Source organism: Bradyrhizobium sp. LTSP885 (genome assembly GCF_000938305.1).
Taxonomy (GTDB): Bacteria; Pseudomonadota; Alphaproteobacteria; order Rhizobiales; family Xanthobacteraceae; genus Bradyrhizobium.
Map to the genome: position 1 here is coordinate 26,280 of NZ_JYMT01000019.1, position 17,616 is coordinate 43,895.

The 17,616-nt window shown below is 62.6% G+C and carries 26 protein-coding genes and 1 pseudogene; 25 read left to right on the plus strand and 2 right to left on the minus strand.

Features of this window, described 5'->3' with window-relative positions; genetic code table 11:
* Positions 1-3: 3 nt before the first annotated feature.
* Complete coding sequence (locus UP09_RS12710) at positions 4-1,212, minus strand: FAD-dependent oxidoreductase (protein WP_044538536.1); 1,209 nt, start codon at positions 1,210-1,212, stop codon at positions 4-6.
* A gap of 541 nt (positions 1,213-1,753) precedes the next feature.
* On the opposite strand from UP09_RS12710, the pseudogene UP09_RS38830 reads away from it, so the two are divergent.
* Positions 1,754-2,269, plus strand: a pseudogene (locus tag UP09_RS38830) (GNAT family N-acetyltransferase); the annotation flags it as partial.
* Positions 2,270-2,440: 171 nt separating this feature from the next.
* Here UP09_RS38830 and UP09_RS12715 read toward each other — a convergent pair.
* Entirely contained in the window at positions 2,441-3,625 is a 1,185-nt protein-coding gene (locus UP09_RS12715; RefSeq protein WP_044538614.1) for an FAD-dependent oxidoreductase, read from the minus strand.
* Positions 3,626-4,301: 676 nt separating this feature from the next.
* Here UP09_RS12715 and rpsL point away from each other — a divergent pair.
* The 24 genes from rpsL to rpmD all read left to right on the plus strand — a co-directional run bounded on the left by rpsL (position 4,302) and on the right by rpmD (position 17,605).
* Entirely contained in the window at positions 4,302-4,673 is a 372-nt protein-coding gene (rpsL, locus tag UP09_RS12720) for a 30S ribosomal protein S12 (RefSeq protein WP_044538537.1), read from the plus strand.
* Between the two features lie 13 nt (positions 4,674-4,686).
* On the plus strand, positions 4,687-5,157 hold the full coding sequence (rpsG, locus tag UP09_RS12725; protein WP_044538538.1) for a 30S ribosomal protein S7: 471 nt from the start codon (positions 4,687-4,689) through the stop codon (positions 5,155-5,157).
* A 29-nt stretch (positions 5,158-5,186) separates the two neighbouring features.
* Positions 5,187-7,259: an elongation factor G gene (fusA, locus tag UP09_RS12730; RefSeq protein ID WP_044538539.1), complete on the plus strand. Its 2,073-nt coding sequence runs from the start codon at positions 5,187-5,189 to the stop codon at positions 7,257-7,259.
* 39 nt (positions 7,260-7,298) lie between these two features.
* A complete protein-coding gene (gene tuf, locus UP09_RS12735; RefSeq protein ID WP_044538540.1) occupies positions 7,299-8,489 on the plus strand; it encodes an elongation factor Tu in 1,191 nt (396 codons plus the stop codon).
* An 86-nt stretch (positions 8,490-8,575) separates the two neighbouring features.
* Complete coding sequence (rpsJ, locus tag UP09_RS12740; protein WP_002712302.1) at positions 8,576-8,884, plus strand: 30S ribosomal protein S10; 309 nt, start codon at positions 8,576-8,578, stop codon at positions 8,882-8,884.
* Positions 8,885-8,938: 54 nt separating this feature from the next.
* The gene (rplC, locus tag UP09_RS12745) at positions 8,939-9,658 is read left to right on the plus strand and encodes a 50S ribosomal protein L3 (RefSeq protein ID WP_044538541.1); all 720 of its coding nucleotides are present in this window, start codon (positions 8,939-8,941) and stop codon (positions 9,656-9,658) included.
* 1 nt (position 9,659) lies between these two features.
* Positions 9,660-10,280, plus strand: a complete 621-nt coding sequence (gene rplD / locus UP09_RS12750; RefSeq protein WP_044538542.1) for a 50S ribosomal protein L4 — start codon at positions 9,660-9,662, stop codon at positions 10,278-10,280.
* Positions 10,277-10,576, plus strand: coding sequence for a 50S ribosomal protein L23 (locus tag UP09_RS12755; RefSeq protein ID WP_044538543.1), 300 nt, complete (start codon positions 10,277-10,279; stop codon positions 10,574-10,576). Before rplD ends, UP09_RS12755 begins: the two co-directional genes overlap by 4 nt.
* A gap of 12 nt (positions 10,577-10,588) precedes the next feature.
* Positions 10,589-11,422, plus strand: a complete 834-nt coding sequence (rplB, locus tag UP09_RS12760) for a 50S ribosomal protein L2 (RefSeq protein ID WP_044538544.1) — start codon at positions 10,589-10,591, stop codon at positions 11,420-11,422.
* A 12-nt stretch (positions 11,423-11,434) separates the two neighbouring features.
* Positions 11,435-11,713, plus strand: coding sequence for a 30S ribosomal protein S19 (gene rpsS, locus UP09_RS12765; protein WP_018272137.1), 279 nt, complete (start codon positions 11,435-11,437; stop codon positions 11,711-11,713).
* Positions 11,714-11,723: 10 nt separating this feature from the next.
* Positions 11,724-12,110: a 50S ribosomal protein L22 gene (gene rplV / locus UP09_RS12770; RefSeq protein WP_044538545.1), complete on the plus strand. Its 387-nt coding sequence runs from the start codon at positions 11,724-11,726 to the stop codon at positions 12,108-12,110.
* Positions 12,111-12,127: 17 nt separating this feature from the next.
* A complete protein-coding gene (gene rpsC, locus UP09_RS12775; protein ID WP_044538546.1) occupies positions 12,128-12,832 on the plus strand; it encodes a 30S ribosomal protein S3 in 705 nt (234 codons plus the stop codon).
* Positions 12,833-12,862: 30 nt separating this feature from the next.
* On the plus strand, positions 12,863-13,276 hold the full coding sequence (rplP, locus tag UP09_RS12780) for a 50S ribosomal protein L16 (RefSeq protein WP_044538547.1): 414 nt from the start codon (positions 12,863-12,865) through the stop codon (positions 13,274-13,276).
* Positions 13,277-13,281: 5 nt separating this feature from the next.
* A complete protein-coding gene (gene rpmC, locus UP09_RS12785) occupies positions 13,282-13,488 on the plus strand; it encodes a 50S ribosomal protein L29 (RefSeq protein ID WP_044538548.1) in 207 nt (68 codons plus the stop codon).
* A gap of 10 nt (positions 13,489-13,498) precedes the next feature.
* The gene (gene rpsQ, locus UP09_RS12790; RefSeq protein ID WP_029081765.1) at positions 13,499-13,747 is read left to right on the plus strand and encodes a 30S ribosomal protein S17; all 249 of its coding nucleotides are present in this window, start codon (positions 13,499-13,501) and stop codon (positions 13,745-13,747) included.
* 75 nt (positions 13,748-13,822) lie between these two features.
* Positions 13,823-14,191 carry a 50S ribosomal protein L14 gene (gene rplN / locus UP09_RS12795; RefSeq protein ID WP_011473865.1) on the plus strand — a complete coding sequence of 123 codons (369 nt, stop codon included), beginning with the start codon at positions 13,823-13,825 and terminating at the stop codon, positions 14,189-14,191.
* Complete coding sequence (gene rplX, locus UP09_RS12800) at positions 14,191-14,505, plus strand: 50S ribosomal protein L24 (protein WP_044538549.1); 315 nt, start codon at positions 14,191-14,193, stop codon at positions 14,503-14,505. The genes rplN and rplX overlap by 1 nt, the downstream gene beginning before the upstream one ends.
* Positions 14,498-15,055, plus strand: coding sequence for a 50S ribosomal protein L5 (rplE, locus tag UP09_RS12805; protein ID WP_044538550.1), 558 nt, complete (start codon positions 14,498-14,500; stop codon positions 15,053-15,055). The genes rplX and rplE overlap by 8 nt, the downstream gene beginning before the upstream one ends.
* A gap of 46 nt (positions 15,056-15,101) precedes the next feature.
* Positions 15,102-15,407 (plus strand): 30S ribosomal protein S14, encoded by a 306-nt coding sequence (rpsN, locus tag UP09_RS12810; protein ID WP_044538551.1) that lies wholly within the window; start codon positions 15,102-15,104, stop codon positions 15,405-15,407.
* A 14-nt stretch (positions 15,408-15,421) separates the two neighbouring features.
* The gene (gene rpsH / locus UP09_RS12815) at positions 15,422-15,820 is read left to right on the plus strand and encodes a 30S ribosomal protein S8 (protein WP_044538552.1); all 399 of its coding nucleotides are present in this window, start codon (positions 15,422-15,424) and stop codon (positions 15,818-15,820) included.
* Positions 15,821-15,835: 15 nt separating this feature from the next.
* Positions 15,836-16,369: a 50S ribosomal protein L6 gene (gene rplF, locus UP09_RS12820; protein ID WP_044538553.1), complete on the plus strand. Its 534-nt coding sequence runs from the start codon at positions 15,836-15,838 to the stop codon at positions 16,367-16,369.
* Positions 16,370-16,380: 11 nt separating this feature from the next.
* A complete protein-coding gene (rplR, locus tag UP09_RS12825) occupies positions 16,381-16,740 on the plus strand; it encodes a 50S ribosomal protein L18 (RefSeq protein WP_044538554.1) in 360 nt (119 codons plus the stop codon).
* 57 nt (positions 16,741-16,797) lie between these two features.
* The gene (gene rpsE, locus UP09_RS12830; RefSeq protein ID WP_044538555.1) at positions 16,798-17,370 is read left to right on the plus strand and encodes a 30S ribosomal protein S5; all 573 of its coding nucleotides are present in this window, start codon (positions 16,798-16,800) and stop codon (positions 17,368-17,370) included.
* 40 nt (positions 17,371-17,410) lie between these two features.
* Positions 17,411-17,605 (plus strand): 50S ribosomal protein L30, encoded by a 195-nt coding sequence (gene rpmD / locus UP09_RS12835; RefSeq protein WP_044538556.1) that lies wholly within the window; start codon positions 17,411-17,413, stop codon positions 17,603-17,605.
* Positions 17,606-17,616 lie beyond the last annotated feature (11 nt).

Consider the following 17,616-nt stretch of genomic DNA (forward strand, 5'->3'; position numbering starts at 1 on the left):
GGCTCAGGCGAGCCGCCCGCGCTGCGATTGTCCGCTGATCACGCGATGTTCGGGGGGCGCGGCCCGTGCGGGCAGCCGCTTGCGGATCGCATAGCGGACGCCCTGCGCGGAGCGAACCGCGAAACGGCCCCAGCGCGCGGCCCGCCATGCAAGTCCACGATCGATCGAGAGCGATCGGAGATGATAGGCCTTGGCGAGCGATTGCGCCTCGCACGCGACCTTGGCGGGGTCCTCGTAGAATTGCCTGATCTTGTCGACATCCATGCCGTCGGTCGCAAGCCAGGCCGGTATATGGACGTTGCAGAGGCGCTCGACGTCGGTGAACACTTTGGTCGTACCGGTGCCTGCAGCCGGACAGGACGTCGAGAAGGCGTCGCCGGCCAGGACGACACCTGGCTGAAGATAATCTTCCGTCGCGCAGAGGTCAGCGGGCCTGATCCGAACCGTGCCGCCGACGCTGAAGTCGCCCATCATGCGATGCAGGCCCGGCATCATCGCGATCAGGACCGCTTCGGGAGCCTGCCGGAAGTCGCGCAGCCATGGATCGGTCATGTCGCGGTAGACCATCAGGTTGGCGCGCATCCGGTCGCCGATCGGGAAGATCGAGAGATAAGCCATCCGTGCAGCCGGCCGTCCAGGCCAGTAGGTCAACGCCGGAAATTCGAAGCAGGCGCGGCCGACCGGCGCGACGTCGAACCCCAGCGTGATCGAATGACACGCGCTGATGACGCGACGTTCCATGCCGAGCATCTGGCGAAGGCCGATGTTCAATCCGTTGGCGAGCACGACGAGGCGCGCCGAGAGCACTTCGTCGTTCGCGAGCGTGACCTGCTGGCGCTCGTCGCTGGTGGCGACCGCGTAGGCCTTGCCGTGGATGATCTCGACACTTGAAGGGATCTGCGCCCGCACGGCGTTGACCAGCGTGTCATACATGATGCCGTGCTGGTCGCTCGGTTTCTTCGCGACCACAAGTCCAAAGCGCGCTTCCCAGACCTCGCCGTCGAGCGTGGCGGAGCGCAGCGTTTGTTCGGCGAGTCCGGTCCTGCGCAACAGCTCGAGCTGATCGCCGCCCAGCTTCTCGCAACGCAGCTCGGGCGGATAGCTGGCATGCGGATCGATCAGGCAGGCCGACACGCCCGCGCGCCCCAGCATGGCGGCGGCAGTCGCTCCGGCAAGACCACCGCCCACGATCGCAACGTCGGTATATCGCATGGGTCACCGCATTGGGTTTTTGCGCCCCGATGTGAAGCGGCAATCATGGGCCGGAATGGCAAAGAAACGCTGAAGCGCCGATCACGATCTGGTCAACCCGGTTGCGTTTAATTGAATGACAATCTCCGACGCGCACGATGTTGCATCGAAGCGGTCGGGCGGGCCAATTGCGATGATCTCGGTAACGATTGATTCACCAAGCCTGGACCTCGGCGTGCAGTGGGACGATCTTGTCCTGCGGGCGTCTCCGAACGTTTTCATGCATCCTGCGGCGCTGCAGGCGGCCAACGACACCAATTTCGCCCGGACCGAGATGCTGCTGGCATGGCATGTAAGCGCCGGCCCGCGCCGGCTCGTCGGCGTTTGGGCGATGCAACGGCGCAGGCCGGTTCCGTACTGGCCAGAGGTGCTGGAGACGCTGCCCTACAACTATGCCTTCCTGTCCAATCCGGTCGTCGATCCCGCCCATGTCGACGAGGTGATTCCGGCGCTGCTGGCCGCGATCGAGACGAGCCCGCGGCTGCCGAAAACGATGAACCTGATGTCGTTCGATGCGGACACGCCGAGCCACGCGGCAGTGCTCAACACGCTGTCCGCGCGCGGCATCGCCCCGCTGGTGTTGTCGACGGGTGCGAGGCCGTTCGTGACCAGGGAGTTCGGCGTCAAGCGGTCCGGCTCGACGCGCAAGAAGCTGCGCCAGGACTGGAACAGACTGTCGGCGCTGGGCGTCGTCGACATCATTAACGACAGATCTCCGGCTGCGGTGCGCGTGGCGTTCGAGACGTTCCTGGCGATGGAGCAGGGGAGCTGGAAAGGCACGCGAGGCACCGCGTTGCTGTCGCACGATCATGATGCTGTGTTTGCGCGGACGCTCGTGCAAAACCTCGCAGCCCGCCAGTGCGCTTCGGTTGCGCTGTTGCGCGCCGGCGGAGAGGCGATCGCGGCGCAGGTCCTGATGTACTGCGGAACGACGGCCTACACCTGGAAGACGGCGTTCGATGCCAGGTTCGGCAAATATTCGCCCGGTGCGCTGCTGGTCGACAAGATCACCGACCAATTGCTCACGGACAGCGATATTTCGGCGATCAACTCCTGCGCCGCCGAAGATAGTTTCATGGGGCAGCTATGGGCCGGTCGCCGTCCCATGGTGGACATGATGATCGACGTTCGCGCCGGTCATTCGCTCGGTTACCGGATGGAAGCCAGCCGACAGCTCGGCTACCAGCTGCTACGGCGTCTGCGCCATCGCATGCGTCACCGCCGCCTGGCGCCGCCCGCTGCGCAGCCGGCGAAGGCGGCCTTCGCCGAAATAGACCAGAAAGCGCGCCCAGCGCTGGGCTTGCCAGTAAGCTCCGCTATCGATCGACACCGAGCGGAAGTTGAACGCCTTGGCGTTTGACCAGGCGTCGCAGGCGATCTTGAGCGGATCGTCGTAGTACGCTGCGATTTTTTCTGCGCCCATGCCGTCGGTCGCAAGCCAGGCCGGGACGTGGACGTTGCAGAGTTGAGCCACGTCGGTGAACACCTTGTCGGTCCCGGTGCCGGTGACGGGGCAGGTGGTCGCGAAGGCGTCGCCGACCAGCACGATGCCCGGCTGCTGATAGCCGGTGCTGACATAGAGGTCGGCGGGCCTGATCTTGATGTCGCCGGCAACATCGAAGTCGCCGGTGATGCGGCGCAGCCGCGGCAGCGCCGCGTTCAGCGTCTCGACTGGATTGTGCCGCATCGCGCGCAGCCAGGGATCGTCGGCCTGGCGGTAGGTAAAGAGGTTGGCGCGGATCCGGCTTCCGACCGGAAACAGCGTGATATAGGGGATCCGGTCGCTCGGCCGTTCCGAGAAATAGGTCATGGCCGGGAACGGGAAGGCCGGGCGCCCCACCGGTACGAAATCGAATCCGATCGAGATCGAGTGGCAGACGCTGGTGATCTGGCGCTCGATGCCGAGCATCCGGCGCAGCCCGACGTTCAATCCGTTGGCGAGCACCACCAGTCGCGCCGAGATCGTCTCGCCACTGGCGAGCACCAGCGTCTGCCGCTCGGCGCTGGTCGTGACCTCGACGACCTTGTCGCAGATGAATTCTGCCGGTCCCGATATCTCGGATCGGATCGCGCTGATCAGCGCGTCATACATGATGCCGAATTGCTGGCTCGGCGCCTTGTCGAGCAGCCGGCCGAATCGCGCAATCCAGTTCTCGCCGTCCGACGTGCTCGACCGCAGCACGGATTCGGCAAGGCCGGTCCTCGCGAATCGCTCGAGCTGCACGGCTCCGCCGAGCTTCTCGACCCGGAAATCGAACGGATAGACTTGGTGCGGGTCGATCAGGACGCTCGGGACTCCGGCGCGTCCGAGCATCGCGGCGGCGGTCGAGCCTGCAAGACCTCCGCCGATGATCGCGATGTCGGTGTACCGCATGAAGGGCTTCTGGCTCATAGAACCCGCTTTTTGCGCCGCAAATGGCAAATAAAGGCTTAGTTTTGGGCTTGGCCTTGAATGCAAAGCTGAAGAGAGTTGTTTCTAATCTTATTTTACCCGGATACAATATGTCTCCGAATCCGCGTGGCGAGGAGGGTGGATGTCACAAATCGTCGCGGATTGAGCGTCGGCGAAATGCAAAATCCGCAGGCGCCAGAGGCGTTTCTTTGCTTGTCGTTTTGCTTGACTTCACTATCTCTCGCTTATACAACCCGGCCACTTAACGACAGGCGGTGAGCAACGCCAGCGTCGGAACGGAACACCCGGAAGGCTTTTTTCAGGCCGGGACGGGCACCAACCTCGACGAATGCCGCTCAAACGCTGTCGATGATAGCTAGGCAATGCCAGGACGATTTAGTTCTCTTGAGGGAATCCTCTTGAGAGTGAATTCGGATGCATGACCTCGGTGGCGGACTGACCAGCCAGTGCTGATCGGTCCGGGATCGCGGTCCTCTGTGGCGTCGATGCGCTTTCCGCCCAGTGATGGGTGGTTGGCGCGATTTCGCTTTGCGTGGATGTTTGATCCGCGTCGGGCGAGCCGTACGGGACGGTTGTTCCCGAGAAGAATTTGCGGAGCCACTCAAGGTTTCGCGCGAATTAAAAGGGTGAAGGCTGCATGCCGACGATCAACCAGCTGATCGCAAGTCCACGTGAAGTGCAGAAGTCGCGCAAGAAAGTGCCGGCGCTGCAGCAGTCGCCGCAGAAGCGCGGCGTTTGCACGCGCGTCTACACCACGACCCCGAAGAAGCCGAACTCGGCGCTTCGTAAGGTCGCCAAGGTGCGCCTGACGAACGGCTTCGAGGTGATCGGCTACATCCCGGGTGAAGGCCATAACCTGCAAGAGCACTCGGTGGTCATGATCCGCGGCGGTCGCGTCAAGGACTTGCCCGGCGTGCGCTACCACATCCTCCGCGGCGTGCTGGATACCCAGGGCGTCAAGAACCGTAAGCAGCGCCGTTCGAAGTACGGCGCCAAGCGTCCGAAGTAAGCGGGAAGATCAGATGTCTCGTCGCCATTCTGCTGAAAAGCGTGAAGTGAACCCGGATCCGAAGTTCGGGAACATTGTCATTACGAAATTCATGAATTCGATCATGTACGACGGCAAGAAGTCTGCCGCCGAAAGCATCGTCTATGGCGCGCTCGCCATGATCGAGAGCAAGACCAAGCAAGGTCCGCTGCCGGTGTTCGAGCAGGCGCTGGAAAACGTGATGCCGACCATCGAAGTGCGCTCGCGCCGCGTCGGTGGTGCCACCTACCAGGTGCCGGTTGAAGTGCGCACGGTCCGCCGTCAGGCGCTGGGCATTCGCTGGATCATCACGGCTGCGCGTGATCGTAACGAGAAGACCATGACGGAGCGGCTCTCGGCGGAGCTGCTCGATGCATCGAACAACCGGGGCAACGCCGTCAAGAAGCGTGAAGACGTGCATCGGATGGCGGAAGCCAACCGTGCCTTCTCGCACTATCGCTGGTAACGGCGACTAACGGATCCAAGGAACAGCCCATGCCCCGCGTTCATGCCATAGAGAACTACCGTAACTTCGGTATCATGGCGCATATCGATGCCGGCAAGACCACGACCACCGAGCGCATCCTCTATTACACCGGCAAGAGCCACAAGATCGGCGAAGTGCACGAAGGTGCCGCGACGATGGATTGGATGGAGCAGGAGCAGGAGCGTGGCATCACGATCACCTCGGCTGCGACCACCGCGTTCTGGAACGGCAAGCGCCTGAACATCATCGACACCCCCGGCCACGTCGACTTCACCATCGAAGTCGAGCGTTCGCTGCGCGTGCTCGACGGCGCCGTGTGCGTGCTCGATTCGAACCAGGGCGTTGAGCCGCAGACCGAAACCGTCTGGCGCCAGGGCGACAAGTACCGCGTTCCGCGCATCGTCTTCGCCAACAAGATGGATAAGACCGGCGCCGACTTCTACAAATGCATGCAGGATATCGTCGATCGCCTCGGCGCCAAGCCGATTGCGATCCAGCTTCCGATCGGCTCCGAGAATAATTTCAAGGGCCTGGTCGATCTCGTCCGCATGAAGGCCGTGATCTGGGAAGAAGAGAAGCTCGACGCCAAGTTCTCAGACGTCGATATTCCCGAGGACCTGATCGAGAAGGCGAAGGAATATCGCGAGAAGCTGCTGGAAGCCGCCGTCGAACTCGACGATGAGGTTCTCGCCGCTTACCTCGACGGCAACGAGCCCGATGAGGCGACGTTGAAGCGCATGATCCGCAAGGCCGTGCTGACCGGCGCGTTCTTCCCGGTGCTGTGCGGCTCGGCGTTCAAGAACAAGGGCGTCCAGCCGCTGCTCGACGCGGTGGTGGATTATCTGCCGTCGCCGGTCGACGTGCCCGCTATCAAGGGCCTCGATGAAGACGGCAACGAAATCGTTCGTCTTCCGAACGACAGCGAGCCGCTGGCTCTGTTGGCGTTCAAGATCATGGACGATCCGTTCGTCGGCACCATCACCTTCTGCCGTATTTATTCCGGCACGCTCATGTCGGGCACCGGCGTCATCAATTCGACGCGCGACCGCAAGGAGCGCATCGGCCGCATGCTGCTGATGCATGCGAACAACCGCGAAGACATCAAGGAAGCCTATGCCGGCGACATCGTGGCGCTGGCGGGCCTGAAGGAAGCGCGCACCGGTGACACGCTGTGCGATCCCGACAAGCCGGTGATCCTCGAAAAGATGGAATTCCCAGAGCCGGTGATCGAAATCGCGATCGAGCCGAAGTCGAAGGCCGACCAGGAAAAGCTTGGCGTCGCGCTTGCAAAACTTGCCGCGGAAGATCCGTCGTTCCGGGTGTCGACCGACCAGGAATCCGGCCAGACCATTCTCAAGGGCATGGGCGAACTCCATCTCGACATCAAGGTCGACATCCTGCGCCGTACCTACAAGGTCGACGCCAACATCGGTGCGCCGCAGGTGGCGTTCCGTGAGCGCGTCACCAAGAAGGCCGAAGTCAAGTACACGCACAAGAAGCAGACCGGTGGTACCGGTCAGTTCGCTGAAGTATCGATCGTGGTCGAGCCGAACGAGCCAGGTGCGGGTTACGTGTTCGAGTCCAAGGTTGTTGGTGGCTCGGTGCCGAAGGAATACATCCCCGGCGTCGAAAAGGGCCTCAACAGCGTCATGGGCTCCGGTGTCGTCGCCGGCTTCCCGGTGGTCGACGTCAAGGTGACGCTGGTCGACGGCAAGTATCACGACGTTGACTCGTCGGCGCTGGCCTTCGAGATCGCATCGCGCGCGGCATTCCGCGAAGCGCTGCAGAAGGGCAAGTCTGTTCTGCTCGAGCCGATCATGAAGGTCGAAGTGGTGACCCCGGAAGACTACACCGGTTCGGTCATCGGCGACCTGAATTCGCGGCGCGGCCAGATCCAGGGTCAAGACATGCGCGGCAATGCCAACGTGATCAACGCGATGGTGCCGCTCATGAACATGTTCGGTTACGTGAACAACCTGCGCTCGATGAGCCAGGGTCGCGCGACCTTCACCATGCAGTTCGATCACTACGCCGAAGCTCCGGCGAACGTGTCGGCTGAAGTCCAGAAGAAGTTTGCCTGATTGTCGTTGATGGCAGTCAACGATTGAACGGAGAGTCAAATGGCCAAAGCTAAATTCGAGCGTAACAAGCCCCACTGCAACATCGGCACCATCGGTCACGTCGACCATGGCAAGACCTCGCTGACCGCAGCGATCACCAAGGTGCTCGCAGAAACCGGCGGCGCGACGTTCACCGCCTACGACCAGATCGACAAGGCGCCGGAAGAGAAGGCGCGCGGCATCACGATCTCGACCGCTCACGTCGAGTACGAGACCGCCAACCGTCACTATGCTCACGTCGACTGCCCCGGCCATGCCGACTACGTGAAGAACATGATCACCGGCGCTGCCCAGATGGACGGTGGCATCCTGGTGGTGTCGGCCGCCGACGGCCCGATGCCGCAGACCCGCGAGCACATCCTGCTCGCCCGCCAGGTCGGCGTTCCCGCGCTCGTCGTGTTCCTGAACAAGTGCGACATGGTCGACGATCCGGAACTGCTCGAGCTCGTCGAGATGGAAGTCCGCGAATTGCTGTCGAAGTACGACTTCCCGGGCGACACCATTCCGATCATCAAGGGTTCGGCTCTCGCCGCCCTCGAGGACAAGGACAAGACGCTCGGCCACGATTCGATCATCGCATTGATGAAGGCCGTCGACGAAAGCATTCCGCAGCCGGCGCGTCCGATCGACCAACCGTTCCTGATGCCGGTCGAAGACGTGTTCTCGATCTCGGGTCGCGGCACCGTTGTGACCGGCCGTGTCGAGCGCGGTATCGTCAAGGTCGGCGAGGAAATCGAAATCGTCGGTCTGCGCGATACCCAGAAGACCATCGTCACCGGCGTCGAAATGTTCCGCAAGCTGCTCGATCAGGGCCAGGCCGGCGACAACATCGGTGCGCTGCTGCGCGGTACCAAGCGCGAGGAAGTCGAGCGTGGCCAGGTGCTGTGCAAGCCGGGTTCGGTCAAGCCGCACACCAAGTTCAAGGCTGAGGCCTACATCCTGACCAAGGAAGAGGGCGGTCGTCACACCCCGTTCTTCACCAACTACCGGCCCCAGTTCTACTTCCGCACCACCGACGTGACCGGCGTCGTGCATCTGCCCGAAGGCACCGAGATGGTGATGCCGGGCGACAACATCGCGATGGAAGTGCACCTGATCGTGCCGATCGCGATGGAAGAGAAGCTGCGCTTCGCTATCCGCGAAGGCGGCCGCACGGTCGGTTCGGGCGTCGTTTCTTCCATTATTGAGTAAGCGAATATTGCGAGTAGCGGGCGGCTTTGAGCCGTTCGCTATTCGCCACTACTCGCCACAAGCGACGACAGAAAGAGACAACGGCAATGAACGGCCAGAATATCCGCATCCGACTCAAGGCGTTCGACCATCGAATCCTCGATACGTCGACCCGCGAGATCGTGAACACGGCGAAACGTACTGGTGCCCAGGTTCGCGGACCCATTCCGCTACCGACCCGCATCGAGAAGTTCACCGTCAACCGTTCACCGCACGTTGACAAGAAGAGCCGCGAGCAATTCGAGATGCGCACCCACAAGCGCCTCCTCGACATTGTCGACCCGACCCCACAGACCGTCGATGCGCTGATGAAGCTCGACCTGGCCGCCGGTGTCGACGTCGAGATCAAGCTCTAAGGTTTTTGGATTTTTACGTTCGCAACTGCGGACAGAAAGACAGGAAGCACGCCGATGCGCTCCGGAGTGATCGCACAAAAGGTCGGGATGACGCGGGTCTTTACAGAGGCCGGCGAGCATATCCCTGTGACCGTGCTGAAGTTGGGCAACTGCCAGGTGCTGGGCCACCGCACGACCGAGAAGAACGGCTATGTCGCCCTTCAGCTTGGCTCGGGTGCCCGCAAGACAGTTTACCTGCCCAAGGCCGAACGCGGCCAGTTCGCGGTCGCCAAGGTCGAGCCGAAGCGCAAGGTCGCTGAGTTCCGCGTGTCGGAAGACGCGCTGATCCCCGTCGGCGCCGAGATCCAGGCCGACCATTTCGTCGTCGGGCAGTTCGTCGACGTGACCGGTACCTCGGTCGGTAAGGGTTTTGCCGGCGGCATGAAGCGCTGGAATTTCGGCGGTCTGCGCGCCACCCACGGTGTGTCGGTCTCGCATCGTTCGATCGGTTCGACCGGCGGTCGTCAGGACCCCGGCAAGACCTTCAAGAACAAGAAGATGCCCGGTCACATGGGCGTCGATCGCATCACCACGCTCAATCTGCGCGTGGTGCAGACCGACGTTGAGCGCGGCCTGATCCTGGTCGAAGGCGCCGTTCCCGGCTCCAAGGGCGGATGGATCTCGGTGCGCGATGCGGTGAAGAAGCCGCTGCCGAAGGAAGCTCCGAAGCCCGGCAAGTTCAAGGTTGTCGGCGGCGAGGCTGTTGAGGCCGTGGCCGAGAAGGAGGGTGTGTGAGATGGAACTGAAAGTCACCACCCTTGAAGGCAAGGAAGCTGGTTCGGTCCAGCTGTCGGACGAGATTTTCGGTCTCGAGCCGCGCAAGGATATCATCCAGCGTTGCGTGCAGTGGCAGCTGAACAAGCGGCAGGCCGGCACCCACAAGGCAAAGGGTCGCGCCGAGATCTGGCGCACCGGCAAGAAGATGTACAAGCAGAAGGGCACCGGTGGTGCTCGTCACGGCTCGGCCCGCGTGCCGCAGTTCCGCGGCGGTGGCCGTGCGTTCGGTCCGGTGGTTCGCTCGCATGAGACCGGCCTGCCGAAGAAGGTTCGCGTGCTGGCGCTCAAGCATGCGCTGTCCGCCAAGGCGAAGGACGGCGGCCTGATCGTAATCGACAATGCGCAGCTCGAGGCTGCCAAGACCAAGGCCCTGATCGGGCACTTCTCTGGTCTCGGCCTGACCAATGCGCTGATCATCGACGGCGCCGAGCTGCACAACGGTTTCGCAATCGCGGCCCGCAACATTCCGAACATCGACGTGCTGCCGATCCAGGGCATCAACGTTTACGACATTCTCCGCCGCCACAAGCTCGTGCTGACCAAGGCTGCGGTTGATGCGCTGGAGGCGCGCTTCAAATGAAGAATATCGACCCGCGCCATTACGACGTGATCGTCGCCCCTGTCGTGACCGAAAAGGCGACGCTCGCCTCCGAGCACAACAAGGTGCTGTTCAAGGTCTCCGGCAAGGCCACCAAGCCGCAGATCAAGGAAGCGATCGAGAAGCTGTTCGACGTCAAGGTGAAGAGCGTCAACACGCTCGTTCGCAAGGGCAAGACCAAGGTGTTCCGCGGCAATCTCGGCTCGCAGTCGGACACCAAGCGCGCGATCGTGACCCTTGAAGAGGGCCACCGCATCGACGTGACGACCGGACTATAAGGCGCAACCACGATGGCATTGAAAACCTACAATCCCACGACGCCGGGCCAGCGCCAGCTGGTCATGGTCGATCGTTCGGCGCTCTACAAGGGCAAGCCGGTGAAGGCGCTGACCGAGGGCAAGCTCGGCAATGGCGGCCGTAACAACACCGGACGGATCACCGTGCGTTTCCGCGGCGGCGGCCACAAGAAGGCCTACCGCATCGTCGACTTCCGCCGCGACAAGGTGGACGTGCCGGCGGTCGTGGAGCGGCTGGAGTATGATCCGAACCGCACCGCGTTCATCGCGCTGATCAAGTATCAGGACGGCGAGCTGGCCTATATCCTGGCGCCGCAGCGGCTGGCTGCGGGCGACACGGTCGTCGCCGGCAACTATGTCGACGTCAAGCCCGGCAATGTCATGCCGCTCGGCAACATGCCGGTCGGCACGATCATTCACAACATCGAGCTGAAGATCGGCAAGGGCGGGCAGCTCGCACGTTCGGCCGGTACCTACGCCCAGATCGTCGGCCGCGACCAGGACTACGTGATCGTCCGCCTGAATTCGGGCGAGCAGCGTCTCGTGCACGGCCGTTGCCGCGGCACGATCGGCGCGGTTTCGAATCCCGATCACATGAACATCTCGATCGGCAAGGCCGGTCGTACCCGCTGGCTCGGCTGGCGCCCGCATAACCGCGGCGTCGTCATGAACCCGATCGACCATCCGCACGGCGGTGGTGAAGGTCGGACCTCGGGCGGTCGCCACCCGGTTACTCCGTGGGGCAAGCCGACCAAGGGCAAGAAGACCCGCACCAACAAGTCGACCACCAAATTCATTCTCCTCAGCCGCCACAAGCGGAAGAAGTAAGGAACGCCGGACATGGTTCGTTCAGTCTGGAAAGGCCCGTTCGTCGAAGGCTCTCTGCTCAAGAAGGCAGATGCCGCGCGTGCGTCCGGCCGTCATGACGTCATCAAGATCTGGAGCCGTCGCTCGACCATCCTGCCGCAGTTCGTCGGCCTGACGTTCGGCGTCTACAACGGCCAGAAGCACGTGCCGGTCGCGATCAACGAGGAAATGGTGGGTCACAAGTTCGGCGAGTTCTCGCCGACCCGTACCTTCCACGGCCACTCGGGCGACAAGAAAGCCAAGAAGGCTTGAGGATAGAGCGATGAGCAAACCTAAGCGCGAACGTGTCCTCGCGGACAATGAGGCCAAGGCCGTCGCCCGCATGCTGCGCGTCAGCCCGCAGAAGCTCAACCTAGTGGCGCAGCTGATCCGCGGCCGCAAGGCTTCGGCTGCGCTCGCCGACCTGCAGTTCTCGCGCAAGCGGATCGCGGTCGATGTCAAGAAGTGCCTGGAATCGGCGATCGCGAATGCCGAGAACAACCATGACCTCGAAGTCGACGACCTGGTCGTCGCCGAGGCGCATGTCGGCAACGGCATCGTGATGAAGCGTTTTGCACCGCGCGGCCGTGGCCGTTCGGGCCGTGTGTACAAACCATTCGCGCACCTGACCATCGTGGTTCGTCAGGTCGCGGCCGAGGCAAGCGCTTAAGAGCGCAGGAGAAGACGATGGGTCAAAAGATCAATCCAATCGGGCTGCGTCTCGGCATCAACCGGACCTGGGACTCCCGTTGGTTCGCCGGCAAGCAGGAATACGGCAAGCTGCTGCACGAAGACGTCAAGATCCGCGAGATCCTGCACAAGGAGCTCAAGCAGGCGGCCGTGGCGCGCATCGTGATCGAGCGCCCGCACAAGAAGTGCCGCGTGACGATCCACTCGGCGCGTCCGGGCGTGGTGATCGGCAAGAAGGGCGCCGACATCGACAAGCTGCGCAAGAAGGTCGCCGACATCACCTCGTCGGACGTCGTGATCAACATCGTCGAAATCCGCAAGCCGGAGCTCGACGCGACCTTGGTCGCCGAATCGATCGCCCAGCAGCTCGAGCGCCGCGTCGCGTTCCGCCGCGCCATGAAGCGCGCCGTGCAGTCGGCGATGCGCCTCGGTGCCGAAGGCATCCGTATCAACTGCTCGGGCCGTCTCGGTGGCGCCGAAATCGCGCGCATGGAGTGGTACCGCGAAGGTCGCGTGCCGCTGCACACGCTGCGCGCCGACATCGACTACGGCGTTGCGACCGCGTTCACGACCTTCGGCACCTGCGGCGTCAAGGTCTGGATCTTCAAGGGCGAGATCCTCGAACACGATCCGATGGCCCAGGACAAGAAGATGGCCGAAGGCGACAACACCCCGCGTTCGTCGCGCCGCGACGCCGCTTAAGGCAAAGCAGGAATTTGAGGGCCTAAAGCCATGATGCAACCTAAGAAAACGAAGTTCCGGAAGGCGCATAAGGGCCGTATCCACGGCGTTGCGACCTCTGGCGCGACGTTGGCGTTTGGCCAGTTCGGCCTGAAGGCGATGGAGCCTGAGCGCGTCACCGCCCGTCAGATCGAAGCCGCCCGCCGCGCGCTGACCCGTCACATGAAGCGTGCCGGTCGCGTCTGGATCCGCGTGTTCCCCGACGTGCCGGTGTCGAAGAAGCCCGCCGAAGTCCGCATGGGCTCCGGCAAGGGCGCGCCGGAACTGTGGGTGGCCCGGGTCAAGCCCGGCCGCGTGATGTTCGAGATCGACGGCGTAACCGTGCAGACCGCGAAGGAAGCGCTGACGCTCGCCGCCGCCAAGCTGCCGATCAAGACGCGCTTCGTCGCGCGCATTGCGGAGTAATCGCCATGGCCGAGACAAAAGTTGAAGATATTCGCGCGATGAGCGAAGACCAGCGCGAGGACGCCGTCCTCAACCTGAAGAAGGAGCGCTTCAACCTGCGTTTCCAGCGCGCCACCGGGCAGCTGGAGAACACCTCGCGGATGCGTGAAGCCCGCCGCGATATCGCCCGTATCAAGACCATCGCCGCGCAGCTGCGCGCGAAGAAGAAGTAAGGGACCAGCTATGCCGAAACGTACTCTGCAGGGCGTGGTCGTGAGCGACAAGCAAGCCAAGACGATTGTGGTGCGCGTTGACCGCCGCTTCACCCACCCGATCTACAAGAAGACGATCCGCCGTTCCAAGAACTACCATGCGCATGACGAGAACGATCAGTTCAAGCCGGGCGACATGGTCTGGATCGAGGAATCGAAGCCGATCTCGAAGTTGAAGCGCTGGACCGTGGTCCGGGGCGAACACAAGAAAACGGCCTGATAGCTTCGACTTAGCCGAAGTCTTTCAGGAAAATTTTGAGCGCGCTGAAGCGCAGAAAGAGGACGAGGTGCATCAATGATTCAGATGCAGACCAACCTCGACGTGGCCGATAATTCTGGCGCACGCCGTGTCATGTGCATCAAGGTTCTTGGAGGTTCCAAGCGCCGCTATGCCACCGTGGGCGATGTTATCGTTGTGTCGATCAAGGAAGCCATTCCGCGTGGCAAGGTGAAGAAGGGCGACGTGATGAAGGCCGTCGTGGTGCGCGTCCGCAAGGACATTCGCCGCGCCGACGGTTCGGTCATCCGTTTCGACCGCAACGCCGCCGTGCTGATCAACAACCAGTCGGAGCCGGTCGGCACCCGTATCTTCGGGCCGGTGCCGCGCGAGCTTCGCGCCAAGAACCACATGAAGATCATCTCGCTTGCGCCGGAGGTGCTGTGATGGCTGCCAAGATCCGCAAGGGTGACAAGGTCATCGTGCTGACCGGCCGCGACAAGGGCCGCACCGGCGAGGTGTTCGAGGTGCGTCCGGACGAGCACAAGGCTCTCGTGCGCGGCGTCAACATGGTGAAGCGTCACCAGAAGCAGAGCCAGTCCCAGGAAGGCGGCATCATCTCCAAGGAGATGCCGATCCACCTGTCCAACATTGCGTATGTCGGCAAGGACGGAAAGCCGACCCGCGTTGGGTTCAAGATTCAGGCCGATGGCAAGAAGGTTCGCGTTGCCAAGAGCTCGGGAGCAGAGATCGATGGCTGATACAGCTTATGTGCCGCGCCTGCGCGCGGAGTATGACAAGAATATCCGCGGCTTGATGACCGAGAAGTTCGGTTATGCCAACGTGATGCAGGTTCCGCGCCTGGACAAGGTCGTGCTGAACATGGGCGTCGGCGATTCCGTCAACGACCGCAAGAAGGCCGAGACCGCCGCTACCGAGCTGGGCCTGATCGCCGGCCAGAAGGCGATCGTGACCTATTCGCGGGTCGCCATCGCGACCTTCAAGCTGCGTGAGAACCAGCCGATCGGCTGCAAGGTCACGCTGCGCAAGTCCCATATGTACGAGTTCATCGACCGCCTGGTGAACGTGGCGCTGCCCCGCGTCCGCGATTTCCGCGGCCTGAACCCGAAGAGCTTCGACGGCCGCGGCAACTATTCGCTCGGCATCAAGGAGCACATCATTTTCCCCGAGATCGACTTCGACAAGGTCTCGGAAGCCCGCGGTATGGACATCACCGTCTGCACCACGGCTTCGTCCGACGACGAGGCGCGCGCCTTGTTGACCGCTTTCAATTTCCCGTTCCGGCAGTGAGTAGCTGAGCCAAAGCCACTCAAACGCGGATACCCAGGAGCCAAGCATGGCAAAGAAGAGTTCGATCGAGAAGAACAACCGGCGCAAGCGGATGGCGAAGAACGCCGCCCCGCGCCGCGAGAAGCTGAAGGCGATCGTCGCCGACAAGACCAAGCCGATGGAGGAGCGCTTCGCGGCGACGCTGAAGCTCGCCGAGATGCCGCGCAACTCGTCGCCGACGCGCATCCGTCTCCGCTGCGAGCTGACCGGGCGTCCGCGCTCGATCTATCGCAAGAACAAGCTCTCGCGCATCGCGCTCCGTGAACTCGGCTCCAAGGGCCTGGTTCCCGGGCTCGTGAAGTCGAGCTGGTAAGGAGGGTCGGAACCATGTCTACGCACGATCCGATCAGCGATTTGATCACCCGTATCCGCAATGCGCAGATGCGTTCGAAGTCCAAGGTCTCGACCCCGGGCTCGCGGATGCGCGCCAGCGTGCTCGAGGTGCTGAAGTCCGAGGGGTACATCCGCGGCTACGCCAGCGTCGAGCATGCCTCGGGCCGCAGCGAGCTCGAGATCGAGCTGAAGTATTTCGACGGCGAGCCCGTCATTCGCGAGATCGAGCGGGTGTCGAAGCCCGGCCGCCGCGTTTACGCCTCGGTGAAGAACCTGCCGCGGGTGAACAACGGTCTCGGCATTTCGGTGTTGTCGACGCCGAAGGGAATCATGGCTGACCACGAAGCGCGTGAAGCGAACGTGGGCGGCGAAGTTCTCTTCACGGTGTTCTGAGGAAGGATTTTTACGATGTCACGTATCGGCAAGAGGCCGGTGGCGATCCCGTCCGGAGTGACGGCGAGCGTCGAAGGCCAGACGGTGAAGGTGAAGGGGCCGAAGGGCCAGCTTCAGTTCGTCGTGCATGACGACGTCGAGGTGAAGTTCGAGAACGGCGAGGTCAAGGTCGCCCCGCGCGTCAAGACCAACCGTGCGCAGGCGATGTACGGCACCGCGCGCGCGCAGGTGGCGAGCCTCGTCGAGGGCGTCACCAAGGGCTTCGAGAAGAAGCTCGAGATCACCGGCGTCGGTTACCGCGCCGCGCTGCAGGGCAAGAACCTGCAGCTCGCGCTCGGCTACAGCCACGACGTGGTCTATGCGATCCCGGAAGGCATCACCATCGTGGTGCCGAAGCCGACCGAGATCACGATCACCGGCAACGATTCGCAGCGCGTCGGCCAGGTGGCCGCCGAGATCCGCGCCTATCGTCCGCCGGAGCCGTACAAGGGCAAGGGCGTGAAGTACGCCAACGAATTCATCTTCCGCAAGGAAGGCAAGAAGAAGTAACGGAGCCGGTCATGTCACTCAAGGTTACAAATGCCCGGCGCAAGCAGCGCGTGCGTATTTCGCTGCGCCGTTCCGCCAACGGCCGTCCGCGGCTGTCGGTGTTCCGCTCGTCCAAGCACATCTACGCCCAGGTCATCGACGACCTGAAGGGCGAGACGCTGGCTTCGGCCTCGTCGCTCGAAAAGTCGTTGCGCGACGCCGGCAAGACCGGTGCCGACATCGATGCGGCGAAGGCGGTCGGCAAGCTGCTGGCCGAGCGCGCCGCGCAGAAGGGCGTCAAGGAAGTCGTGTTCGATCGCGGAGCCTACATCTATCACGGACGCGTCAAGGCGCTCGCGGATGCGGCCCGCGAGGGTGGGCTCAGCTTCTAACCGAATTGAACGATTACAAGGAAAGAGGCTTGGGCCTCCTAGAGATTGGAAAACACCATGGCAGGTGAACGCGAACGCGGTGGCGGCCAAAGGGGCGGCCGGGAAGAGCGCGACAGCGAGTTCGTCGACAAGCTCGTCCACATCAATCGTGTGGCGAAGGTCGTTAAGGGCGGCAAGCGCTTTGGTTTCGCGGCGCTGGTCGTGATCGGCGATCAGAAGGGCCGGGTCGGTTTTGGCCACGGCAAGGCGCGCGAAGTGCCCGAGGCGATCCGCAAGGCGACTGAAGCGGCGAAGCGCAACCTGACGCGGGTTGCCCTGCGCGAAGGCCGCACGCTGCATCATGACATCGCCGGCCGTCACGGCGCCGGCCGCGTCTATCTGCGTGCAGCTCCCGCCGGTACCGGCATCATCGCCGGCGGTCCGATGCGTGCGGTGTTCGAGACGCTCGGTATCCAGGACGTGGTGGCGAAGTCGATCGGTTCGTCGAATCCCTACAACATGGTTCGCGCGACCTTCGATGCGCTGAAGCATCAGGATTCGCCGCGCTCGGTAGCCGCCCGCCGTAACATCAAGGTCTCCACCCTGCAGTCGCGCCGCGTCGGCGGCGACGCCGAAGTGGTGGCGGAATAAGCAAACAGGCGCGTTCTCGGCGCTTTCTGGAGTTATTGTCATGGCTAAGGCCGCAAAGATGATCAAGGTCGAGCAGATCGGCAGCGCAATCCGCCGCCATCACTCGCAGCGCGAGACGCTGATCGGCCTCAAGCTCAACAAGATCGGCCGGGTAACCGAGCTGCAGGACACCCCTGCAATTCGCGGCATGATCGCGAAGGTTCAACATCTCGTCCGCGTCGTCGACGAGAAATAAGGAGACAGGGC